Source organism: Actinobacillus ureae ATCC 25976, assembly GCF_000188255.1.
GTDB lineage: Bacteria > Pseudomonadota > Gammaproteobacteria > Enterobacterales > Pasteurellaceae > Actinobacillus > Actinobacillus ureae.
The window spans coordinates 1-20729 of record NZ_GL831081.1 but is presented as its reverse complement, the minus strand read 5'-3'; the positions used below and the strand labels follow the sequence as shown (position 1 = coordinate 20729).

Sequence of the window (20729 nt, the reverse complement as noted above, 5' to 3'; positions counted from 1 at the left end):
CCAAAAAATAAGCGGTTAAATTTGCAAATTTTTTTACAAATTTAACCGCTTGATTTTACTATTGCACTTTCAGCTTCTTACCTACGGTAATCTTATTGTTTTTGATGTTATTTAGCTTACTCAATTTTTCCGGTGTTGTATTATAGACACGAGCAATAGAGTAGAGCGTTTCATCTTGTTGCACAATGTGATAACCGTTAGTGGATTTTTTAGGTTCTTGTTTTGTGGAATTTTGCTCTTTATTTTTACTGTTTCTCTTATCTTTAGTCGATTTGTCTTCGACTTTAGTTTTCGAATTATCTTTTTTAGATGAATTCTCCGGATGATCAGATTTTTTCTGCTTAGCCTCTTTTTTGTTAGTATCTGTCGAAGTGTCTTTCACTTCCTTATAGACTTCTTTGGTATTACCTGTACTGCGTGAAACATACGCTACTAAGCCATTATAAATGGCTTGAGCGATTTTTCGGCGATATGCTGGCGTTGAAAGTTTTTGCTCTTCCACCGGATTTGATAAAAAGCCGGTTTCTACCAAAATAGAGGTGATATCAGGAGAGCGTAACACACTCAAACTTGCGTGCTGCGGCGCACTTTGGGCAAGAGAAGTGACATTTCCCAAACGTGATAATACAGCTTTGCCTAATTCATAACCAGAACGTTGAGAGTGAGAAAATTGAAGATCCAATACGGTTTGGTTTAAGTATTTTTCGTTAGTATTTGAAAGAACAGAACCAGCGCCACCAAGTAATTCTGATTGTTTCTCATGATCTTCAAGCCATTTACCCATTTCATCGCTAGCACGGCGGTTTGAAAGCACCCAAACAGAAGCACCCTTTAAACTATTCGATTTAGGCGATGAGTCCGCGTGAATTGAGACGAGTAAGTTTGCTTTATTTTTACGTGCAATTTCAGTACGTTTTGGAAGCTGAATAAAATAGTCACTTTTACGAGTCATTACCGCTTTAAATTTCGGATTTGAATCAAGTAATGCTTTTAACTCTTTTGAAATCGCTAAAGTAACGTTTTTTTCTTTTACGCCGAGTGTGGCACCAATTGCGCCCGGGTCTTTACCACCGTGGCCAGCATCAATTACAACCACGGTTTTAGCATAACTGCTAAGACTAAAAAATAAGCCAAATAAACTAACAACAATATAATTTACTAACTTGTTCATCTCATTCCTTTCAATTAAGCGGTTTAATTTAGATTAAAATTTACTAAAAGTTGTGTACCCACTGAAGTTTGCGGCAGCAACGTAATGTTGCGCCCTTCTTCGGCATAATCAATTTGAATAATGATATCTGCTTCAGGAATCATTCCTTTACCACGGCTAGCCCATTCTAACAAACAAACCGTTTGTGGGCGGAAATAATCACGAATGCCCATAAATTCCAACTCTTCAGGATCACTTAAACGATAGAGATCAAAATGGTAAATGGCATAAGGCGGAAGTTGATATTCCTCCACCAAAGTATAAGTTGGACTTTTGACATTTCCAATATGACCAAACTCACGCACGATACTACGTGTTAATGTCGTTTTTCCCGCACCTAACTCACCGTTTAAATAAACGACTAATGCATACTGAGGCGAGCGGTTTAAATAGGCTTGCATATGCTTTGCCAATGTTTGCCCAAATTGCAACATTTGTTGCTCGGTTGGAAAATAAAAAGTGATTGAATCTGACATTTCCGTAATGAGTACTTACAAGACTAATAGTGTTAATTAAGAAATAAAAAATTGAAAAAGTTGGAAGAAAATTCGGAGAGAAAATGGAGCGGGAAACGAGGCTCGAACTCGCGACCCCGGCCTTGGCAAGGTCGTGCTCTACCAACTGAGCTATTCCCGCATAAGGTATTTTGTCGACTAGCAAAGCTCCTAGACTATACGAATTTCTTTTTAGAACGCAAGTTTATATCGGTTAAAAAATATAAACTTGCAAGTCAATTTTTCAATTTTAGTGAAAAAAGAGCGTATTCTAATCTAATTTGATGAAATGTGTACGATAAAATTTTAATTCTTCGATAGATTCTCGAATATCATCTAAAGCTAAATGGGTATTTTTTTTGGTAAACTGGTCAAGTATTTCCGGTTTCCAATGGCGAGCGAGCTCTTTTAGGGTACTGACATCTAAGTGACGATAGTGAAAATAGTCGGCAAGATCCGGCATATATTTATATAAGAAGCGTTTATCTTGCGGCACACTATTTCCACAAATCGGTGAAGCACCTTTCGGTAGCCATCGTTTTAAGAAATCGAGCGTTTGTAGCTCTACAGCGCGTTCGGTTAACTTACTCTGTTTGACCCGTTCGATTAAGCCGTTTTCCGTATGCGTTTTAATACACCAATCACTCATTTTATTCAGTAAGTCATCCGGTTGGTGAACGGTTAACACTGGGCCTTCAGCTAAAATATTTAAATCTTTATCCGTTACAATGGTTGCAATTTCAATAATACGTTCTTTTTCCGGATCTAAACCGGTCATTTCCAAATCGATCCAAATTAAATTTTGACTGTCTAGTTTACTCATATTTATTCCTTCTCTTTTAATGCGTTTAGCACGAATGGCGGTACAAATTGTGTGACATCTCCTTGGTGGCGATAAATTTCTCGCACCATTGTTGATGATAGATAACGCCATTGCACGGCTGGCGGAAGAAAAATGGTCTCTAAACCTTCTTCCAGTTGTTCATTAAGCTGTGCCAATTGAATCTCATATTCAATATCATCACTGCCTCGTATACCCCGAATTAACGCTTTTGCCTGATGTTGTACGGCAAAATCTGCAAGTAATCCGCTAAATCCGACCGCTTGTACGTTACTGAGATGAACACAACTTTGCTTCACTAATAAAGTTCGTTCTTCTAATGAAAAAAGTGGCTGTTTGCTTGGATTTTTTGCCACTGCCACAATCACATTGCCAAATAGTTTCGCTGCACGTTCGATAATATCCAAATGTCCGTTGGTAATCGGATCAAAGGTGCCGGCGTAGATAACGGTATAACTCATATTATTTCTCTAAATAAGGTGCAAGTAGTTGCATATGGCGTTTTAATGTACCTTGATTCTCTTGTAAAACGCTAAAACCTGCTTGGCTAATCGCTCGACGAACATTTGGATGCTCGAGTAAAAAATTGACTGCTTGTGCTAAATCGTGTTCATCACTTTTTACTTCAACAACACCTTGAACATAACGTAATTTTTCAAAAATTTCCGGAAAATTAAACGTATGTACACCGGAGATAACCGGAAGCGCAAAAGCTATTGGTTCCAACGGGTTATGTCCGCCGTGCTCTACCAAACTTCCTCCGACAAAAGCAATTTGAGCTAAGCTGTAAAGCGTCATCATTTCACCCATAGTATCACCTAATAACACCTGAGTGTTTACTTTTAAAGGTGATTTATCAGTGCGCTTGGTGTAATTTAGTTCAGATTTAATCAGTAAATCTTCGACACTGTCAAAACGTTCAGGATGGCGAGGAACCAAAATTAATACTAAGTCAGGCCAACGCATTAATAGTTGCTTATGTGCATCAAGCAACATTTTTTCTTCGCCTTCGTGAGTACTTCCGGCAATCCAAACCGGACGCTGATTTAAGTCGAGTTCCTGCTTAGTAAACTCGACTTTATTACGTAATTCATCGGTTATTTCTAAATCAAATTTTAGATTTCCGGTATTAATAAGGTGCTTATCGTGGAATCCGAGCTCCAGATAGCGCTCAGCACTTACCGCATCTTGAGCCATAATTAAATCAATTTCATTTAACATATTTGTTAAACCAGATTTTATCCAACCGTATCTTTTGGCGGAACGAGGCGAAAGGCGTGCATTGGCAATCACGAATGAAATGCCTCTTTTATGCGATTGATGAATTAAATTCGGCCATAATTCGGTTTCAATTACAATAATCAACTTTGGTTTTATAAAATCTAAAAAACGGGCCATCGCATCGGGCAGATCATAAGGCAAATAAAAGTGTGTTACGCTATTACCAAAAGCGGTACGAACACGAGCTGAGCCGGTAGGCGTTACAGTCGTGACGGTGATCGGTAGCGTAGGATATTTACCTTGAATTGCCTTAATCAAGGGGGTAGCGGAAATCACTTCGCCAACAGATGCTGCATGCACGATTATGCCATTTTCATGCGGCTGCTTATCGTTATTATAGTAGCTATAACGTTCCAATAAGCGGCGACGATAGGCCGGTTGTTTACGCCCACGATTCCACATCATTAATAAAATCAATGGGTGAATGATGTAACTTAAAATCGTATAGAAAAAACGTAGCACTATTTGGTCTCCATAAGCGATCTAATTAGGGCATTTTTTTGCAAACCTAAAAAATCACCGTTGTAATAAAATAAAACATAGCGCCGGAGTTATGTAATAAAAAAGCTTGGGTTAGAAAATAACTCATCATCAATAAAATATGGGTAATCCCCAACACGCCCCATAAATGAGCAAGGGAATTGGATTCCGATTGTTTTAATCCGTTCCAGAATAGAATTAGCGGCACGAATAACGTCGCAAGCAATGCGATAAGTCCAGCAATACCTCTAGTTGAAGCGTCATGTAGATATTGATTGTGCGCATGACCGAAACGTGCTGCGTATTTAGAGATTTTTCCTTCAGAAAAATGCTGTTTCCGCATTTCTTTTACACCTTGGAGCCCCCAACCGAACACAGGTTTCTCTTGAATACCAAGCATCGCGCTTTTCCACATATCAAAACGAGCGCCTACAGAAGTACTCTTATTTGAACCGTTCATGTAAGCGGTAATATCGTTTTGTGCATCAAGATAGCGCTTGTGAATTGTCTCACTGGTAAAAATACCTCCGGCAAGCGTGATGAATAATACACCGGAGATAAGCCATTTTGATAGCGATTTACGGTTAAGCCAAAAAATAACGATAAGTACGAATGGGACGCCGACCCATGCTCCTCGAGCAGTCGTGAGAAAGCTTGCAATCAGCGCAAATAAGCCGGCGATTAAGTTGAGGTACATCGCCATTCGTTGTTTCTGCGTATAGAAATAAAATAACGCACAAAATGAGAACATAGCGAGTGACATTGCAATATCACCAGCTTGAATGTGCATGATTTTCGGAAAAGGGCGAACAAAATCAAGACCGAAAACTTGGATCATACTCGTAATACCAGCGCCGATTCCGGCAATTAAGATGGCATAAACAATCCATAAGTGTTTAAGTTGATTTTTATAAAATATGGATAAAATAGGTAATGCTAATAAGGCTCGAGAGGCAAGATCTAAGTCACTTCCCTTTCCCTTATGTATAATTAACGAAAATACGAATAATACAAAATAGCAAATAAACGAGTAAATTAACCATTTATCGGCTTTTTCTAAATGATAGGATTTATTTTTTATGTGCGGTATAAGCAAAGCTATCCCAGCTAGTGCTAATAAGATTGGAATAAGACTATAACTGAGTTTAAATTGAAGAATTAAAATAAAGAATAAACCAATTAATCCCGAATAGATTTGGCTTTTATTATATTTAATTTGCGCTAGCATAAGAGTCCCACATAAAAAATTTGACAAAATATTATACTTAAAAATTGAGGATGAAAGGAAAGAAAAGACGATTTAATCGTATAAATTTCTAATAAGCATAAAAAAACCCCTCATTCCGGAGGGGTAAAACTTATTATGGAGTCATACTTCTATGAGTATTGAGTCTTAATTATATGAATTTAATTCATAACTGCAATAATAAATTTTCAATCTTTACAATATATTGCTAAATTTGTGAGATTGATCACGCTTTGTGCGGATTTCTTGTATTAGAATCTATAAGATTACGCATTAAAAGTGCATAATCTAGTTCAATATCCACCGGTACATCTAAAAAGACAAAGTGTCCGTCGCCAAGTCCAGCTTCCACTTGCTCATTTTTGCGGTTCAGCATACGCTCAATTTTGAACATGATATTACCTTTTGGTGTCATCATTTCTACTGAATCGCCCACGAGGAATTTATTTTTTACCGCTACTTCCGCCATACCTTCAGCGTTACGTTTACCGGTGAATTCACCCACAAATTGTTGGCGTTCCGAAATTGAGTAGCCGTATTCATAGTTTTGGTATTCATCGTGCGTATGACGGCGTAAGAAACCTTCGGTATAACCACGATGTGCGAGTGATTCTAAAGTATCCATTAATGATTCATCGAACGGTTTACCTGCCGCCGCATCATCAATTGCTTTACGATAAACTTGAGCGGTACGTGCGCAGTAATAGAATGACTTAGTACGCCCCTCAATTTTGAGTGAGTGAACGCCCATTTGAGTTAATTTTTCCACGTGTTGTACGGCACGTAAGTCTTTTGAGTTCATAAAGTAAGTGCCGTGCTCATCTTCAAATGCAGTCATTTGCTCGTCCGGACGGTTTGGTTCTGTGTATAAGAATACTTTATCGGTATGCGAACCTTCACCTAATGTCGGTGCGATATTTTTCACCTCGATTTCTGGCTCATAACGTTGAACTGCAGCTTGCGGCACAATATTACCAACGTCATCTGTCGTACCTTCTTCCATTTTGTATTCCCAACGGCAAGCGTTGGTACAAGTACCTTGGTTCGGGTCACGTTTATTGATATAACCGGACAATAGGCAACGACCTGAATATGCCATACAAAGTGCGCCGTGTACGAAGATTTCAAGCTCGATGTCTGGTACTTGTTGGCGGATTTCTTCGATTTCTTCCAATGATAATTCACGTGAAAGAATTACTCGAGTAAGTCCCATTTGTTTCCAGAATTTTACTGTTGCCCAGTTTACCGCATTCGCTTGTACCGAAAGGTGAATATCGATTTCCGAGAAGTTTTCGCGCACTAACATAATTAAACCGGGATCAGACATGATCAGCGCATCCGGTTTCATATCCACTACGACTTTCAGATCTTTGATAAATGTTTTAAGTTTTGAGTTGTGTGGCGCAATATTCACGACCACATAGAATTTTTTACCTAAGCTATGCGCTTCATCAATCGCGATTTGTAAGTTTGCGTGGTTAAATTCATTGTTACGTACACGTAAGCTATAACGCGGTTGACCTGCATAAACGGCATCTGCGCCATAAGCAAAAGCGTAACGCATATTTTTTAAGGTGCCGGCAGGCGAAAGTAATTCGGGTTTAGGGTATTTTAATTCGGACATAGGTTTATTCTCTTCTGATAACAAGTCAGTACCTCCCACAAGTGGAAGGCGTAAAAGTGTCTATTTTCCAAGAAATATTGCTTTCTAGCAAGCAATAGATAGATTAGAATGCGACTTTTTGTGCTTAATTCATTTCGTTGAAATGTGGGAAAATTATGAAAAAATTTAAATGGCTAGTTGTAGCGACATTTTTGGCATTTTCGAGTATGGCTTTTTCAAAAGGGGTTATGATGGAAATGTTCCAAATGAAAAAACAGTTAAATATATTGCAAGATGCTGAAACCACGGAACAATTCCAAACTTCTGTTGCTGTATTTTTACTGCAAGCGGAAAAAGCGAAAGAGACGATGCCAGCGAGTTTGGACGGTGATCAAGAACATTTTGTTGGCTATCAAGCGGCAATGCAACAAGTGATTGATGTTGCGAAGCAAGCGGAGCAACAAGCTCAAGCAGGAAATTTAGATCAAGCAAAACAAACACTGGAAGTGCTTGATGATATAAAGAAAAAATATCACTCAGAGTATAAGTAACAAAAATGGTAAGCGGTTGAATTTTAGCGTTCATAGTAAAAAAATGTTAAAATTTGACCGCTTGCTTTTTATCTCATTTTCGGGGAATTATGGAACAACACCAAGTATCAATAACCAAAGCGCTAGTTGCCACTGCCGCAATTATTATCATCTTAGCGGGGATTAAATCGGCGGCAGAAATTGTCGTACCATTTTTATTGTCACTATTTATTGCGATTATTTGTTCGCCTATCATTAAATTTATGACGATACGTCGTATTCCTTTAGGCATTGCTATCAGCCTGTTATTAGGGTTGATTGTCTTAGTTTTTTTATTTTTGACCGGTATGGTAAATAATGCTATTCAGGAATTTACCGCTTCTATCCCACAATATAAGTTATTGCTTACTGCACGTTTGCAAACGATATTCGCTTTAGTTAATGAGTATCAATTACCGATTAGTATTGGTCAGGAAGATATACTCAGTAAATTTGACCCGAGTGCCGTTATGAATTTAGTTAGCCGTTTGTTATTAGGTTTTTCAGGCGTGTTATCTAATATTTTTGTTTTATTTTTAGTGGTGATTTTTATGTTGTTAGAATCACCTATGGCTAAATATAAATTAGCGTTGGCGTTGAGTCCAGATAATGATCTTTCTAATGAGAAATATTATATTGATCAAGTCTTAAAAGGCGTAATTGGTTATTTAGGCATTAAAACAGTGGTAAGTGCTTTAACCGGCTTATCTGTTTGGATTTTATTAATGATCTTAAATGTACAATATGCAGTATTGTGGGGCGTATTGGCTTTCTTATTAAATTATATTCCGAACATTGGTTCTTTTTTAGCTGGTATTCCGATTGTATTACAAGCGTTGCTATTAAATGGTTTTTCTGTTGGCTTAGCCGTATTAGCCGGTATAGTCGGTGTCAATATGTTATTTGGTAACGTCTTGGAACCGAAAATGATGGGGAAACGGTTAGGCCTTTCAACATTGGTCGTTTTTCTTTCCTTGCTTTTCTGGGGATGGCTATTAGGAACAGTCGGAATGTTGCTTTCTGTTCCGCTCACAATGGCGCTGAAAATTGCTTTAGAATCGAATCCAAGTTCTCGCCGATATGCGATATTACTTGGCGACGTAGATGAAATTAAACGTTAATATTTTTATTAAGCTGTTTGGAAAAAGAACAAGCGGTCGAATTTCTTAAATTTTTTGCAATTTGCAAATCTTTAGGGAAATTTGATCGCCTGTTTATTATGTATAGGACTGCTTTTTCTTATATTGTTTAATCTATCATCAAAAGGCAAACGTTTGCGTTGAAATTGTAGGGTTTTACTTGACGATTTTTAAAGAATCGTTAAAATCTGCCCATTCTTTTTAATGAAGAATTGTTCGGATGAAGGTAGCTGGAGAAGAGTGAAAACTCTACCGACGAGGTAAAATCTTTCAGGTGCTAGCGATAGCGAGGACAGTTACTGGACGAACCCTTGGAGAGATCCAATCCATGTAAATGGAAAATGGACGCCGAAGGCGCAAGTGCGAATGCATGAAACGCTCAGGCAAAAGGACAGGGGAGAAAAGTGATACCTACCTAACTAGCGGTCATTTTTAGTCAAATTTTATCGATTTTACCGCTTATCTCTATTGTTACTTTTCTTTCCTTGTAACATACAATTACGAGGAATTACACAGATGTCATTTGACGATATTCTTAACACTATTAACAGCCTTATTTGGGGCGCTCCGCTTTTAATCCTACTTTCCGGTGTCGGTCTATATTTAACTTTTGCACTAAAAGGTATTCAATTTTGCCAATTAGGCCGTGCTTTCGTGTATATGTTCAAACCTGAAAAAGGGCAAGGTCAAGCCGGTGATATCTCTGCTTTTGCGGCACTTTCTACTGCGTTGGCTGCAACAATCGGTACCGGTAATATTGTCGGTGTAGCAACTGCTATTCACTCAGGCGGGCCGGGTGCATTATTTTGGATGTGGCTGATTGCGTTATTCGGTATGGCGACCAAATATGCGGAAGGCTTATTAGCGATTAAATTCCGTGGTCGTGATAAAGACGGCTTTATTGCCGGCGGCCCAATGTATTATATCGAAATGGGAATGGGCAAAAAGTGGAAATGGCTGGCAAAAGCGTTCGCTTTCTTTGGTGTATTGGTAGCGTTATTAGGGATTGGTACTTTCCCGCAAGTAAACGGTATTACTCATTCGTTAGAATCAACTTTTGATGTGCCGGTCGTATTTAGCTCAATTATTTTAACTTTAGTCGTGACTTCTATCGTATTAGGTGGGGTAAAACGTATTTCTAAAATTGCATCGATCGTGGTGCCGTTTATGGCGGTAGCTTATGTGATTGCTTCGGTTAGCGTATTAATTATGAATGCGGAAAAAGTACCGGATGCAATCGTATTAATCGTACATGCGGCGTTTAATCCGGAAGCTGCATTGGGCGGGGCATTTGGTTTTACTGTGATGCAAGCAATTCAATTAGGGGTTGCACGTGGTATTTTCTCGAATGAATCTGGCTTAGGTTCGGCACCAATTGCAGCAGCTGCGGCACAAACTAAAGAGCCGGTGCGTCAAGGCTTAATTTCAATGACCGGTACTTTTTTAGATACCATTATTGTGTGTACCATGACCGGTTTAGTGATTGTATTAACCGGCGCTTGGACGGGCGAAGCTGAAGGTGCGGAATTAACCAATTTGGCATTTAACCAAGGTTTAGAAAGTTCATTCGGCGCAGTTGTAGTCACCGTTGGTTTAGCATTCTTTGCATTTACTACGATTTTAGGTTGGTGTTATTACGGTGAACGTTGCTTTGTTTACCTGACTAACGGTAAAACTAAAGGAATTAAATTCTATCGTTTACTCTTTATTGCCTTAATTGCTTCTGCTCCGTTCTTACAGTTAAAAACGATTTGGACGATCGCAGATATCGTAAACGGTTTAATGGCATTCCCGAATCTGATCTCTTTAATTGCATTACGCAAAGTGATTATTGAAGAAACTAAAAATTATTTCTTCCGCTTAAAAAATGGCGAACTCAAATAAGGTTTACGCCGAGTGATTCAAAATCTGTTAAAGTGTAGGTAATGCCTACACTTTTTTATTTTGTATGAAAGCTATTTATTTTTCTGTTTTATTTCTATTTTTGAGTTTAATTACGCCCTCTATTTATGCGACTTCTGATAATTCCATCAGCTGTAAAGTCGTAGGAATTAGTGACGGTGATACGCTGACCTGCTTGTATAAACGTAAACCGTTAAAAGTGCGTTTGTTATATATTGATGCGCCGGAGTCCGCTCAGCCGTACGGCAATAAAGCCAAACAAGCGCTAGCAAATTTGGTATTTAAAAAACAAGTGATATTGCATAGTAGCGGTTATGATCGTTACCAACGTTTATTAGCAGTGGTTTATGATGAGCAAGAACGCAATATCAATTTATTATTAGTCCAAAAAGGTATGGCATGGGCGTATCGCGAAACGCAGCTGATTTATGAGCAGGAAATGCTAAAAGCAAAACAAGCGCAGAAAGGATTATGGCAAGATAGATCGCCGATTAACCCTGTGGAATGGCGGAAGCAACATAGTGCAGACAAGCAGTCTGATTCCGGCTGGAATTGGCAAAATATTTGGAAAAAACGATCGCTTGTAACAGATAATGCATTAGATTGTAAGAAAGTATTACGCTGTAGTGATTTTAGTGATTATCAAAGTGCGAAACGTTATTTCGACCAATGTGGTTCCAAAACAATGGACGGTAATCATGACGGTATTCCTTGTAATAAATTGTATCGAGAGGCATTGCATTAATGGATATGCAACAAACAGTAGCATTTAGATCTCAGTTTCCTTTTTTTAAGCAACAAGCCGAATGGATCTATCTGGATTCGGCGGCAACAACCTTAAAACCCCAAATATTAATTGATAGCACTACTGAATTTTATGCCTCGGCTGGTTCGGTACATCGTAGTCATTACGATCTTGCACAAAGCCAAGCTTATGAACGGACGAGAGAGCTCATTGTTTCTCGTTTTAATGTCGAGTCTCGCAATGCGGTCATTTGGACGAGCGGTACCTCCCATGCAATTAATTTAGTGGCGTATGGTTTGGAATATTTACTGGAGGCCGGAGATGAAATCATTATTTCCGTAGCCGAACATCATGCGAATTTTATTCCATGGCAACAATTAGCGCTGCGTAAGCAAGCGAAATTGATCGTTTTGCCATTAGATGCAAATTTTCAGCTAAATCCGACCGCTTTACAGCAGGCGATTTCTGTAAGAACTAAAATCGTTGCCTTGAATTTAGTTTCAAACGTTACTGGTGTACGTCAGCCGGTTGAGCAACTCATCCCAATCATTCGCCAATATTCGAAGGCAAAAATTTTACTGGATTGCGCCCAAGCGGTATGCTGCGAAAAGGTCGATGTGCAGAAACTGGATGCAGATTTTTATGCTTTTTCCGCACATAAAATGTATGGGCCGACTGGTGTCGGCGTGTTAACCGGAAAATTGCAAAGTCTAGAGCAAATTCGACCGCTATTTTTCGGCGGTAAAATGCTGAGTGATGTATCCGAATTAACGCTTTCCGTCGCTGATTTGCCTTATCGCTTAGAAGCCGGTACGCCAAATATTGCCGGTATTATTGGTTTTGGCGCAATTTTGGAGTGGCTGGAGCAGTGGAATTTCGACGAATTGAATCAAACAGTTGAATGTTTAGCGAAAGAGACCTACAAGCGGTTAAAAAATTATAAAAATATTCAAATTTTTTCGCAGTCGGGCTGTTCAACCATCAGCTTTGCATTTCAAGGAATTCATCATGCCGATATTGCCGCAATTATGACGGAACGTAAGATCTCTTTACGTAGCGGAGAACATTGTGCAAAACCTTATCTGCGCTATCTTGAACAAGTCGGGACGTTACGTTTATCAATTGCACATTATAACCAAATGGAAGATTTGGAACATTTTTTGGAATCTTTAGATCTAGCACTCGAAATTTTGGCTGACTAGATCAAAAAAATATGAAAATTTGCTAGAATGAATACCCTAAATAAGGTAATCTTCACGCCAATTTCCGATTTATTTTACAATTTTAAATTTATAGCAAAAGGTGTCTAAAATGACTAAACAAATCAAAAAAATTGCTGTGTTAACGAGTGGTGGTGATGCGCCAGGCATGAATGCTGCGATTCGTGGTGTCGTTCGTGTAGCACTCAATGAAGGTTTAGAGGTATACGGTATCCAAGACGGTTATTATGGTTTATATAATGACAAAGTCATCCAATTAGATCGTCGCTCTGTATCAGAGACAATTAACCGTGGCGGTACTTTCTTAGGTTCTGCTCGCTTCCCGCAATTTAAGGATCCGGAAGTGCGTAAGCAAGCGGTGGAAACACTGAAAAAATATGAAATTGATGCATTAGTCGTTATCGGTGGTGACGGCTCTTATATGGGGGCGAAACTATTAACGGAAGAGTTCGGTTACCCTTGTATCGGTTTACCGGGTACCATTGATAATGATATCGTGGGTACAGACTACACGATCGGTTATCAAACAGCATTAGAAACTGCGGTAGAAGCGATCGACCGTTTACGTGATACTTCTACTTCACACCAACGTATTTCAATCGTAGAAATCATGGGACGCCACTGTGGTGATTTAACTATCAGTGCGGCGCTAGCAAGTGGTTGTGAATACATTATCGTGCCGGAAAAAGGTTTAGATAAAGAATCATTACTGCGTAATATTGATGAAGGCTTTAAAAAAGGTAAGCGCCATGCAATTATTGCGATTACTGAGTTAATGACGGACGTTCACCAATTAGCTAAAGAAATCGAAGCTCGTTTTGGTCACGAAACTCGTGCAACGGTATTAGGTCATATCCAACGTGGTGGTGCGCCTTGTCCATTCGACCGTATCTTAGCGTCACGTATGGGCGTATATGCGGTAGATTTATTATTACAAGGTTATGGCGGTCGTTGTGTTGGTATCCAAAATGAGAAATTGGTACACCACGATATCATTGATGCAATTAACAATATGCGTCGTCCGTTCAAAGAAGAATTGTTCGATGCAGCTAGAAAATTATTCTAATTTTTCTTAAAATCAAAAGGCGGCTTAAGTAAGTCGCCTTTTTTATTTATATAAGGAAAATCTATGTTTAATGATAAGCCGGTTATTTCAAATCAGCACGGTGCATTGGCTATGGCATTTATTCCTTTTTTATACGGAATGTTTGCCTCGACCCCAACGCTTAATCATCTCTTTTTAGGCTTAGCGTGGCTGTTTCTTTATTTATTTTCTTACCCTTTTCTTTCATTATTTAGCAAAAAGCCGACAGCTCGTAACAAAAAGTGGGCGCTCATTTATGTTCTGATTAGCTTACTCTGTGCAATACCGGTTTTGCTTGCGATTCCTCAAATTTTGCAATTTTTAGCGTTAATCTTACCGCTTGCAGCGATTCAAATTTATTATGCAAAACAAAGAGATGAACGAAATTTATTGAATGATATTGCCGGTTATTTAACTTTCGGTGTGATAGGTATGGCAAGTTTCTATCTTGCAGAACAGCAGTTTAATTGGGAGATTTTAATTCATCCCACCGTATTTTTTATCGGCGCAACCTTATATGTAAAAAGTATGGTGCGTGAACGTAAAAATCCGCTGTATATGGAACTGAGTATCGGTTTTCATCTACTCTTTTCGATTATTTATTTAATGTTTGGATATCTGTGGCTATTTGCGGTGTATTTGATTGCGTTAGCACGTGCAATTGTCGTGCCGAGTTTCGGTTGGAATGTGAAACAGGTGGGGATGTTTGAGTTTCCTGTTATCCTCATTTTTATGATTTGCTTAATTTTCGGATAAGAAAAGGCGCTTATACAATGTAAGAGCGCCTTTATTTTTTAGTTACTTAATTAGTAATCTAAATCGTCTTTATATAACTGATAATCCGCTTTTAACGCTTCAATTAACTCAATGAAATCGTCCGGTAGCGGTGCGTGCCATTCCATCAGTTCACCGGTAATCGGGTGTTCTAAACGTAGCATGGTTGCGTGTAATGCTTGACGCTGGAAGCCTCGTAATACCGCTAAGAACTCTTCGCTTGCTCCTTTCGGCGGACGAGGACGTCCACCATAAAGTTGATCACCTAATAACGGATGCGCAATATGTGTCATATGTACACGAATTTGGTGAGTTCGGCCGGTTTCTAAACGTAAACGTAGGCGAGTATAGTTACGGAAGCGTTCCATAATGCGGTAATGGGTTACTGCCGGTTTACCCATTGGGTGTACTGCCATTGCAGTACGTTTGGTAGGATGTCGTGCCATCGGTTCATCAACTTTACCACCTTGCGTCATAACACCGCTTGTCACCGCTTCATATTCACGGGTAATGCGACGTTTTTGGAGTGCGGTCACTAAGTGAGTTTGTGCCGGAATATTTTTTGCCACAACCATTAAACCGGTTGTGTCTTTATCCAAACGATGCACGATACCCGCGCGCGGCACTTCAGCAATCGGCGGATAGTAATGTAATAATGCATTCAGCACCGTACCGTCCGGATTACCTGCACCCGGATGTACGACTAAATCTTTCGGTTTATTAATTACTAAAATATCATCGTCTTCGTACACGATATTTAACGGAATATCTTGTGGCTCGAATCGTACTTCCTCTTCGATTTCAGCCTGAACTTCGATAAGCTCGCCACCGAATACTTTTTCGCGCGCTTTGTTTACAATATTACCGTTTACCTTCACTAAATCACTTTCAATCCACACCTTTAAGCGTGAGCGAGAATAATAAGGGAAAAGTTGCGCCAGCGCTTGGTCTAAACGAGCGCCGAGTAAATCCGCCGAAACCTTGGCAGTTAATGTCATTTGTTGAGTCATTTAAAGATAAATTCCAAAATTTGTCTGTTGCTTATTTGAATATGTTCTATAAAATAGGGCAATTGGTATGAACTTAGCAAAGTGCCATTGGTCAAACTTGACCATTGTACATTAACTTTTGGTCATAGACACTTTTTTATAGGTAAAATCATTATGCGTAAATTCACATCTCTTGCTTCGCTGATGTTAGTGGGGCTTTTAGTAGTAGGTTGTTCTAATAGTGCGAATAAAGAATTAGAAGAATCATCCGCACAAGATCTCTATACTAAAGGGCAAACCTATTTACAAGATGGCGATTATAACTCGGCAATTCGCTATTTAGATGCGGTTGGTACCAAAGGCGGTCAACAAAGTGCGTTTGGTGAGCAAACTCAATTAAGTTTAATTTATGCAAATTATAAAGTCGGTGAGTATTATAAAGCATTAGATGCGGCGGAACGTTTTGTGCGTGCTTATCCAAACAGTGCGAGCATGGATTATGTTTACTATTTGGCCGGTTTAAGTAATGCACGTTTAGGTGATAACTTTATTCAAGATTTCTTTGGCGTAAATCGTGCGTCTCGTGCATTAGATAGCGTACGTAATGCGTATGGTAGCTTCCAGACGATTGTACAGCACTATCCGCAAAGCAAATATGCACAAGATGCCAAAAATTGGATGGGCTATTTAATCAACCGTATGGCAGAACACGAGTTAGCGATTGTGAAATTCTATGATGATCGTGAAGCTTATGTTGCGGTGGTAAATCGTGTAGAAGAAATGATGCGTTTCTATCCGGAAAGCAAACCGACTTATGAAGCTTTAGCTTATATGCAAAAGGCTTATGAGCAAATCGGTATCAAAGATTCGGCAGAGAAAGTTGCTGCATTAATTGAAGCGAATAAAGATAAAAGCTTCCCGGAAATCATTAAGCCTGAATATAGCGAACAGTTCTAATCAAGCGGTTGATTTTTATAAAAGTTTTGCAATTCTAGGGGCGTTATTTTTGAATAATGCCCCTTTCCCATTTCATAAATAAGACAAAAATATGCGAATTTTAGGTATTGAAACTTCCTGTGATGAAACCGGAGTGGCAATTTATGATGAACACAAAGGTTTGGTAGCAAACCAGCTTTATAGCCAGATTGAGATGCATGCAGATTACGGTGGTGTCGTGCCGGAATTGGCTTCTCGAGATCATATCCGTAAAACGTTACCGCTAATTCAAGAAGCATTGAAAGAAGCGAATTTAACCGCAGATGATATCGACGGTGTTGCCTATACGGCAGGCCCAGGCTTAGTTGGCGCATTGCTAGTTGGTTCTACGATTGCTCGCTCGCTTGCTTATGCGTGGAACGTACCGGCGCTTGGTGTTCATCATATGGAAGGCCATTTGATGGCACCAATGTTGGAAGACAATCCGCCGGAATTCCCATTTGTGGCGTTACTGATTTCAGGCGGACATACTCAGCTAGTCAAAGTAGATGGCGTAGGACAGTATGAAATTCTCGGAGAGTCGATTGATGATGCAGCAGGTGAAGCCTTTGATAAAACCGGTAAATTACTTGGATTAGATTATCCGGCCGGTGTAGCGGTTTCGCAATTGGCTGAAAAAGGCACACCGAATCGTTTTGTTTTCCCTCGACCAATGACGGACAGACCGGGGCTTGATTTTAGCTTTTCCGGCTTAAAAACCTTTGCGGCTAATACGATTAATGCCCATTTAGATGAGAACGGTCAGCTAGATGAACAAACTCGCTGTGATATCGCCCACGCTTTCCAACAAGCGGTAGTGGATACAATTATTATCAAATGCAAGCGAGCTTTACAACAAACCGGTTATAAACGACTTGTGATTGCGGGGGGCGTAAGTGCTAATAAACAATTACGTGCCGATTTAGCTGAAATGATGAAAAACTTAAAAGGCGAAGTGTATTATCCTCGCCCGCAATTCTGTACCGATAACGGTGCAATGATTGCTTATACCGGTTTTTTACGCTTAAAAAACGGTGAAACTACCGATTTAAGTGTTAGCGTTAAACCTCGCTGGCCAATGACGGAATTACCAAAAATCGGGTAAGGTTATGTTAGAAAAAATTGAGCGTTTAATTGTTGAAATTAATAAGCTGCATTTAGCTTTTTCCGAAGATTATTTTGAAACGGGTAAGGTCGCAAAAGTAAACTTAAAACATACGCTTGCTAAAGTGCCGATAGAGCATATTTTATCTTACCGTTTAAATTTACATGAATCTATCAATGATTATTTATTCCGTGCGGATTTATACGATATTCCTTATTTTTATCGAGTAAAAGCCTCGGAATCTATTTTGGATAAAATCAAACGTTTTGAGTCTCGTAGCGAGGGCTATCCAGTCAATAGCATTATGAATGACATCTTTGGTGCGAGGATAATCGTTTCCAGTGAAGAAATCGCAGAGATTATGGAACGTTTAGATGATTGGAAAGATAAATATGGTTTAAAAAATTGGTATTTGAGAGATAAAGAAGAATATGTAGGAATTCATATTTACTTTAAAAATGCCAGCAACTTTTACTATCCTTGGGAACTACAAGTTTGGGATAAAAAGGATGCGGAAAAGAATATTCAGAGCCATATTAAATATAAACGTAATTTTATAAAAAATATTTAGTAATCTTATTGAGATTAAATGAGGAAAAAAATGAACGTAGCAGAATTTCACCAAAAAATTGAACAAGTATGGCAACAAATCGAAGAAAAAATTGATGATGAAGGTTTAAGTATCGATACTGAAATTCAAGGTGCAGTATGTACATTAACTTTTGATGATGAATCACAAATTGTCATCAATAAACAAGAAGCGATGTTAGAGTTATGGCTTGCTAGCAAATTAGGTGGCTTTCATTTCGCTTACTGTGATGGTGAATGGGTTACTGCAGAAGGGCGCTCTTTCTGGACGCATCTTGAAGAGGCTTTTGCTCGTCACGGCGAACAAATCAGCTTTTAATTAATAAGCGGTCGTTTTTGTAAAAAGTTTTACAAATTTGACCGCTTGTCTATTTCCTTTTTAGCTTATCTTATTGGAATCACAATGCAATTATCTCAAACTGCTGCCAAAGATGTATTAAATAACGTCTTCGGTTATCAATCTTTTCGTCACGGACAACAAGAGGTGATCGATTCGGTTTTGGCAGGAAGAGATTGTCTTGTAATTATGACCACCGGCGGCGGTAAGTCGCTTTGTTATCAAGTGCCTGCACTTTGCTTAGACGGTATTACGCTAGTGATTTCTCCGCTGATTTCCTTGATGAAAGATCAGGTCGATCAGCTACTGACCAATGGTGTCGAAGCCGGTTTTTTAAACTCCACGCAAACCTTTGAAGAACAACAAGATGTTGAGCAGAAAGCGCTTTCCGGTCAGCTAAAATTACTGTATCTCTCGCCAGAAAAGGTGATGACCCAAGGCTTTTTCCGTTTTATTTCGCTATGTAAAATTAGCCTGATTGCGGTTGATGAAGCGCATTGCGTTTCGCAGTGGGGACACGATTTTCGCTCAGAATACACCTTATTAGGCAATTTACGTAATACGTTTCCGAATGTGCCTCTTATGGCATTAACAGCAACGGCAGACCCAACAACTCGCCACGATATTCTGCAGCACCTACGCTTAACCGATCCACATACTTATCTGGGCAGTTTTGATCGTCCGAATATTCGCTACACGGTGCAAGAAAAATTTAAGCCGATGGAGCAATTAGCTAAATTTATCAGTAAGCAACATGGTAAAAGCGGTATCGTTTATTGCAACAGCCGTAAAAAAGTGGAGGAGATTACTGAAAAGTTGGCGGCTCGTAAGATTTCAGTAATGGGCTATCATGCCGGAATGTCGGTTCAGCAGCGTGAAACGGTTCAAAATGCGTTTCAGCGAGATAATATTCAAGTTGTGGTTGCGACTATTGCTTTTGGTATGGGAATTAATAAATCGAATGTGCGTTTTGTCGTGCATTTTGATTTGCCTCGCAGTATTGAATCTTACTATCAAGAAACCGGGCGTGCAGGACGTGATGATTTACCCTCTGAAGCGGTGTTATTTTATGATCCTGCCGATTATGCGTGGCTGCAAAAGGTGTTACTGGAAGAACCGGAAAGTAAACAACGAGATATAAAACAACATAAACTGCAAGCCATCGGTGCTTTTGCCGAATCGCAAACCTGTCGCCGTTTAGTACTATTGAATTATTTCGGCGAATCACGTCAAGAACCGTGTAAAAACTGCGATATCTGTTTGGATCCACACCGTAAATATGATGGGACATTGGATGCGCAAAAAGTGATGTCGGTGATTTATCGTACCGGTCAAACTTTTGGTGCACATCATGTGATTGGTGTATTGCGTGGTTTGAATAATCAGAAAATTCGTCAGTTTAATCATGATCAGCTTTCGGTGTACGGCATCGGCAAAGAGCAGAGCCAAGATTATTGGCTAAGTATTATTCGTCAACTGATTCATCTTGGTCTAATTCGCCAAAATATTGTTAATCATTCAGCTCTACAGTTAACTGAAGAAGCTCGTCCGGTATTACGTTCGGAGAAAAAGCTCGAATTAGCAATGCCTCGTTTAACGTTTTCAGCAACGGCTTATGTACAGAAACAAACTTCGGTTCGTTACGATAAGGACTTATTTGCTCGTCTACGTTTTCTGCGTAAACAAATTGCCGATAAAGAAAATATCCCACCTTATGTGGTATTCAATGATGCAACTTTGCAAGAAATGGCGGAGTTTTTACCGCTTACGGAAGTGGAAATGTTGGATATTAATGGGGTTGGAGAACGTAAATTAGAACGTTTTGGCGGTGCTTTTTTAAGCTTGATTCAAGAACATTGTCATAACCGTAAATAAAAAAACTGCACTTAAAATCACGTGAGCTCAAAGTGAAGTTAAGTGCAATTTATCAATTCGAATTATTTGCCTTGTTCAGCCCATAAGTCTGCAATGCATTGGTTTGGAGCATATACCAATTTACCTTCTTTAGTGATGTAAGGTCTTGGATCATATTCACGAGTACAAGCGCCTGGGAAGTTAGCCGCATAAGCGCTAGTCGTTGCTGAAAGTAACAGTTGCAAGAACTAATTTTTTCATAATGAACTCCTAATAAGTTTTGGGGCTGTAGT

General features: G+C 39.2%; 20 protein-coding genes, 1 tRNA gene, 1 pseudogene and 1 riboswitch. Of the genes and pseudogenes, 12 read left to right on the top strand and 10 right to left on the bottom strand.

Features of this window, described 5'->3' with window-relative positions; all coding sequences use genetic code 11:
- Nucleotides 1–58 precede the first annotated feature (58 nt).
- The 8 genes and pseudogenes from HMPREF0027_RS07905 to trhP form a co-directional block, all read right to left on the bottom strand.
- Nucleotides 59–1171, bottom strand: a complete 1113-nt coding sequence (locus tag HMPREF0027_RS07905) for an N-acetylmuramoyl-L-alanine amidase (RefSeq protein ID WP_005623947.1) — start codon at nucleotides 1169–1171, stop codon at nucleotides 59–61.
- 23 nt (nucleotides 1172–1194) lie between these two features.
- Nucleotides 1195–1686, bottom strand: a complete 492-nt coding sequence (tsaE, locus tag HMPREF0027_RS07900) for a tRNA (adenosine(37)-N6)-threonylcarbamoyltransferase complex ATPase subunit type 1 TsaE (protein WP_005623945.1) — start codon at nucleotides 1684–1686, stop codon at nucleotides 1195–1197.
- Between the two features lie 84 nt (nucleotides 1687–1770).
- Nucleotides 1771–1846 (bottom strand) — tRNA-Gly (locus HMPREF0027_RS07895).
- 129 nt (nucleotides 1847–1975) lie between these two features.
- Complete coding sequence (gene orn / locus HMPREF0027_RS07890) at nucleotides 1976–2527, bottom strand: oligoribonuclease (RefSeq protein WP_005623942.1); 552 nt, start codon at nucleotides 2525–2527, stop codon at nucleotides 1976–1978.
- A 2-nt stretch (nucleotides 2528–2529) separates the two neighbouring features.
- Entirely contained in the window at nucleotides 2530–3006 is a 477-nt protein-coding gene (coaD, locus tag HMPREF0027_RS07885; RefSeq protein WP_005623940.1) for a pantetheine-phosphate adenylyltransferase, read from the bottom strand.
- Nucleotide 3007: 1 nt separating this feature from the next.
- The gene (gene waaA / locus HMPREF0027_RS07880; RefSeq protein WP_005623938.1) at nucleotides 3008–4288 is read right to left on the bottom strand and encodes a lipid IV(A) 3-deoxy-D-manno-octulosonic acid transferase; all 1281 of its coding nucleotides are present in this window, start codon (nucleotides 4286–4288) and stop codon (nucleotides 3008–3010) included.
- Nucleotides 4288–5534 (bottom strand): annotated as a pseudogene (locus HMPREF0027_RS07875) (O-antigen ligase family protein). Before HMPREF0027_RS07875 ends, waaA begins: the two are co-directional and overlap by 1 nt.
- A gap of 244 nt (nucleotides 5535–5778) precedes the next feature.
- Nucleotides 5779–7176, bottom strand: a complete 1398-nt coding sequence (gene trhP / locus HMPREF0027_RS07870; RefSeq protein ID WP_044024469.1) for a prephenate-dependent tRNA uridine(34) hydroxylase TrhP — start codon at nucleotides 7174–7176, stop codon at nucleotides 5779–5781.
- A gap of 155 nt (nucleotides 7177–7331) precedes the next feature.
- Here trhP and HMPREF0027_RS07865 point away from each other — a divergent pair, with 155 nt between their 5' ends.
- The 7 genes from HMPREF0027_RS07865 to HMPREF0027_RS07835 all read left to right on the top strand — a co-directional run bounded on the left by HMPREF0027_RS07865 (nucleotide 7332) and on the right by HMPREF0027_RS07835 (nucleotide 14570).
- On the top strand, nucleotides 7332–7706 hold the full coding sequence (locus tag HMPREF0027_RS07865; protein ID WP_005623932.1) for a cytochrome b562: 375 nt from the start codon (nucleotides 7332–7334) through the stop codon (nucleotides 7704–7706).
- Nucleotides 7707–7795: 89 nt separating this feature from the next.
- Nucleotides 7796–8845 (top strand): AI-2E family transporter, encoded by a 1050-nt coding sequence (locus tag HMPREF0027_RS07860; RefSeq protein ID WP_005623930.1) that lies wholly within the window; start codon nucleotides 7796–7798, stop codon nucleotides 8843–8845.
- Between the two features lie 319 nt (nucleotides 8846–9164).
- Nucleotides 9165–9268, top strand: a riboswitch (glycine riboswitch).
- A gap of 111 nt (nucleotides 9269–9379) precedes the next feature.
- Nucleotides 9380–10747, top strand: coding sequence for an alanine/glycine:cation symporter family protein (locus HMPREF0027_RS07855; protein ID WP_005623928.1), 1368 nt, complete (start codon nucleotides 9380–9382; stop codon nucleotides 10745–10747).
- Nucleotides 10748–10811: 64 nt separating this feature from the next.
- Nucleotides 10812–11510: a thermonuclease family protein gene (locus tag HMPREF0027_RS07850; RefSeq protein WP_005623926.1), complete on the top strand. Its 699-nt coding sequence runs from the start codon at nucleotides 10812–10814 to the stop codon at nucleotides 11508–11510.
- A complete protein-coding gene (locus HMPREF0027_RS07845; RefSeq protein WP_005623924.1) occupies nucleotides 11510–12712 on the top strand; it encodes an aminotransferase class V-fold PLP-dependent enzyme in 1203 nt (400 codons plus the stop codon). The genes HMPREF0027_RS07850 and HMPREF0027_RS07845 overlap by 1 nt, the downstream gene beginning before the upstream one ends.
- Nucleotides 12713–12821: 109 nt before the next feature.
- Nucleotides 12822–13796: a 6-phosphofructokinase gene (pfkA, locus tag HMPREF0027_RS07840; protein WP_005623922.1), complete on the top strand. Its 975-nt coding sequence runs from the start codon at nucleotides 12822–12824 to the stop codon at nucleotides 13794–13796.
- Nucleotides 13797–13859: 63 nt separating this feature from the next.
- Nucleotides 13860–14570 carry a YwiC-like family protein gene (locus HMPREF0027_RS07835; protein WP_005623920.1) on the top strand — a complete coding sequence of 237 codons (711 nt, stop codon included), beginning with the start codon at nucleotides 13860–13862 and terminating at the stop codon, nucleotides 14568–14570.
- A gap of 50 nt (nucleotides 14571–14620) precedes the next feature.
- Here the strand turns inward: HMPREF0027_RS07835 and rluD are convergent, their stop codons facing one another.
- A complete protein-coding gene (rluD, locus tag HMPREF0027_RS07830) occupies nucleotides 14621–15598 on the bottom strand; it encodes a 23S rRNA pseudouridine(1911/1915/1917) synthase RluD (protein ID WP_005623918.1) in 978 nt (325 codons plus the stop codon).
- Between the two features lie 153 nt (nucleotides 15599–15751).
- Between rluD and HMPREF0027_RS07825 the strand changes: the two genes are divergently transcribed.
- From HMPREF0027_RS07825 to recQ, 5 genes are all read left to right on the top strand, one after another.
- Nucleotides 15752–16534, top strand: a complete 783-nt coding sequence (locus tag HMPREF0027_RS07825; RefSeq protein ID WP_005623916.1) for an outer membrane protein assembly factor BamD — start codon at nucleotides 15752–15754, stop codon at nucleotides 16532–16534.
- A gap of 91 nt (nucleotides 16535–16625) precedes the next feature.
- A complete protein-coding gene (gene tsaD / locus HMPREF0027_RS07820; protein WP_005623914.1) occupies nucleotides 16626–17657 on the top strand; it encodes a tRNA (adenosine(37)-N6)-threonylcarbamoyltransferase complex transferase subunit TsaD in 1032 nt (343 codons plus the stop codon).
- 4 nt (nucleotides 17658–17661) lie between these two features.
- Nucleotides 17662–18228, top strand: a complete 567-nt coding sequence (locus HMPREF0027_RS07815) for a nucleotidyltransferase family protein (protein ID WP_005623912.1) — start codon at nucleotides 17662–17664, stop codon at nucleotides 18226–18228.
- Between the two features lie 30 nt (nucleotides 18229–18258).
- Entirely contained in the window at nucleotides 18259–18564 is a 306-nt protein-coding gene (cyaY, locus tag HMPREF0027_RS07810) for an iron donor protein CyaY (RefSeq protein ID WP_044024468.1), read from the top strand.
- 84 nt (nucleotides 18565–18648) lie between these two features.
- Complete coding sequence (recQ, locus tag HMPREF0027_RS07805; RefSeq protein ID WP_005623907.1) at nucleotides 18649–20457, top strand: ATP-dependent DNA helicase RecQ; 1809 nt, start codon at nucleotides 18649–18651, stop codon at nucleotides 20455–20457.
- A 62-nt stretch (nucleotides 20458–20519) separates the two neighbouring features.
- Here recQ and HMPREF0027_RS12130 read toward each other — a convergent pair whose 3' ends face one another.
- Nucleotides 20520–20681 carry a hypothetical protein gene (locus HMPREF0027_RS12130; protein ID WP_005623905.1) on the bottom strand — a complete coding sequence of 54 codons (162 nt, stop codon included), beginning with the start codon at nucleotides 20679–20681 and terminating at the stop codon, nucleotides 20520–20522.
- Nucleotides 20682–20729: the final 48 nt, after the last annotated feature.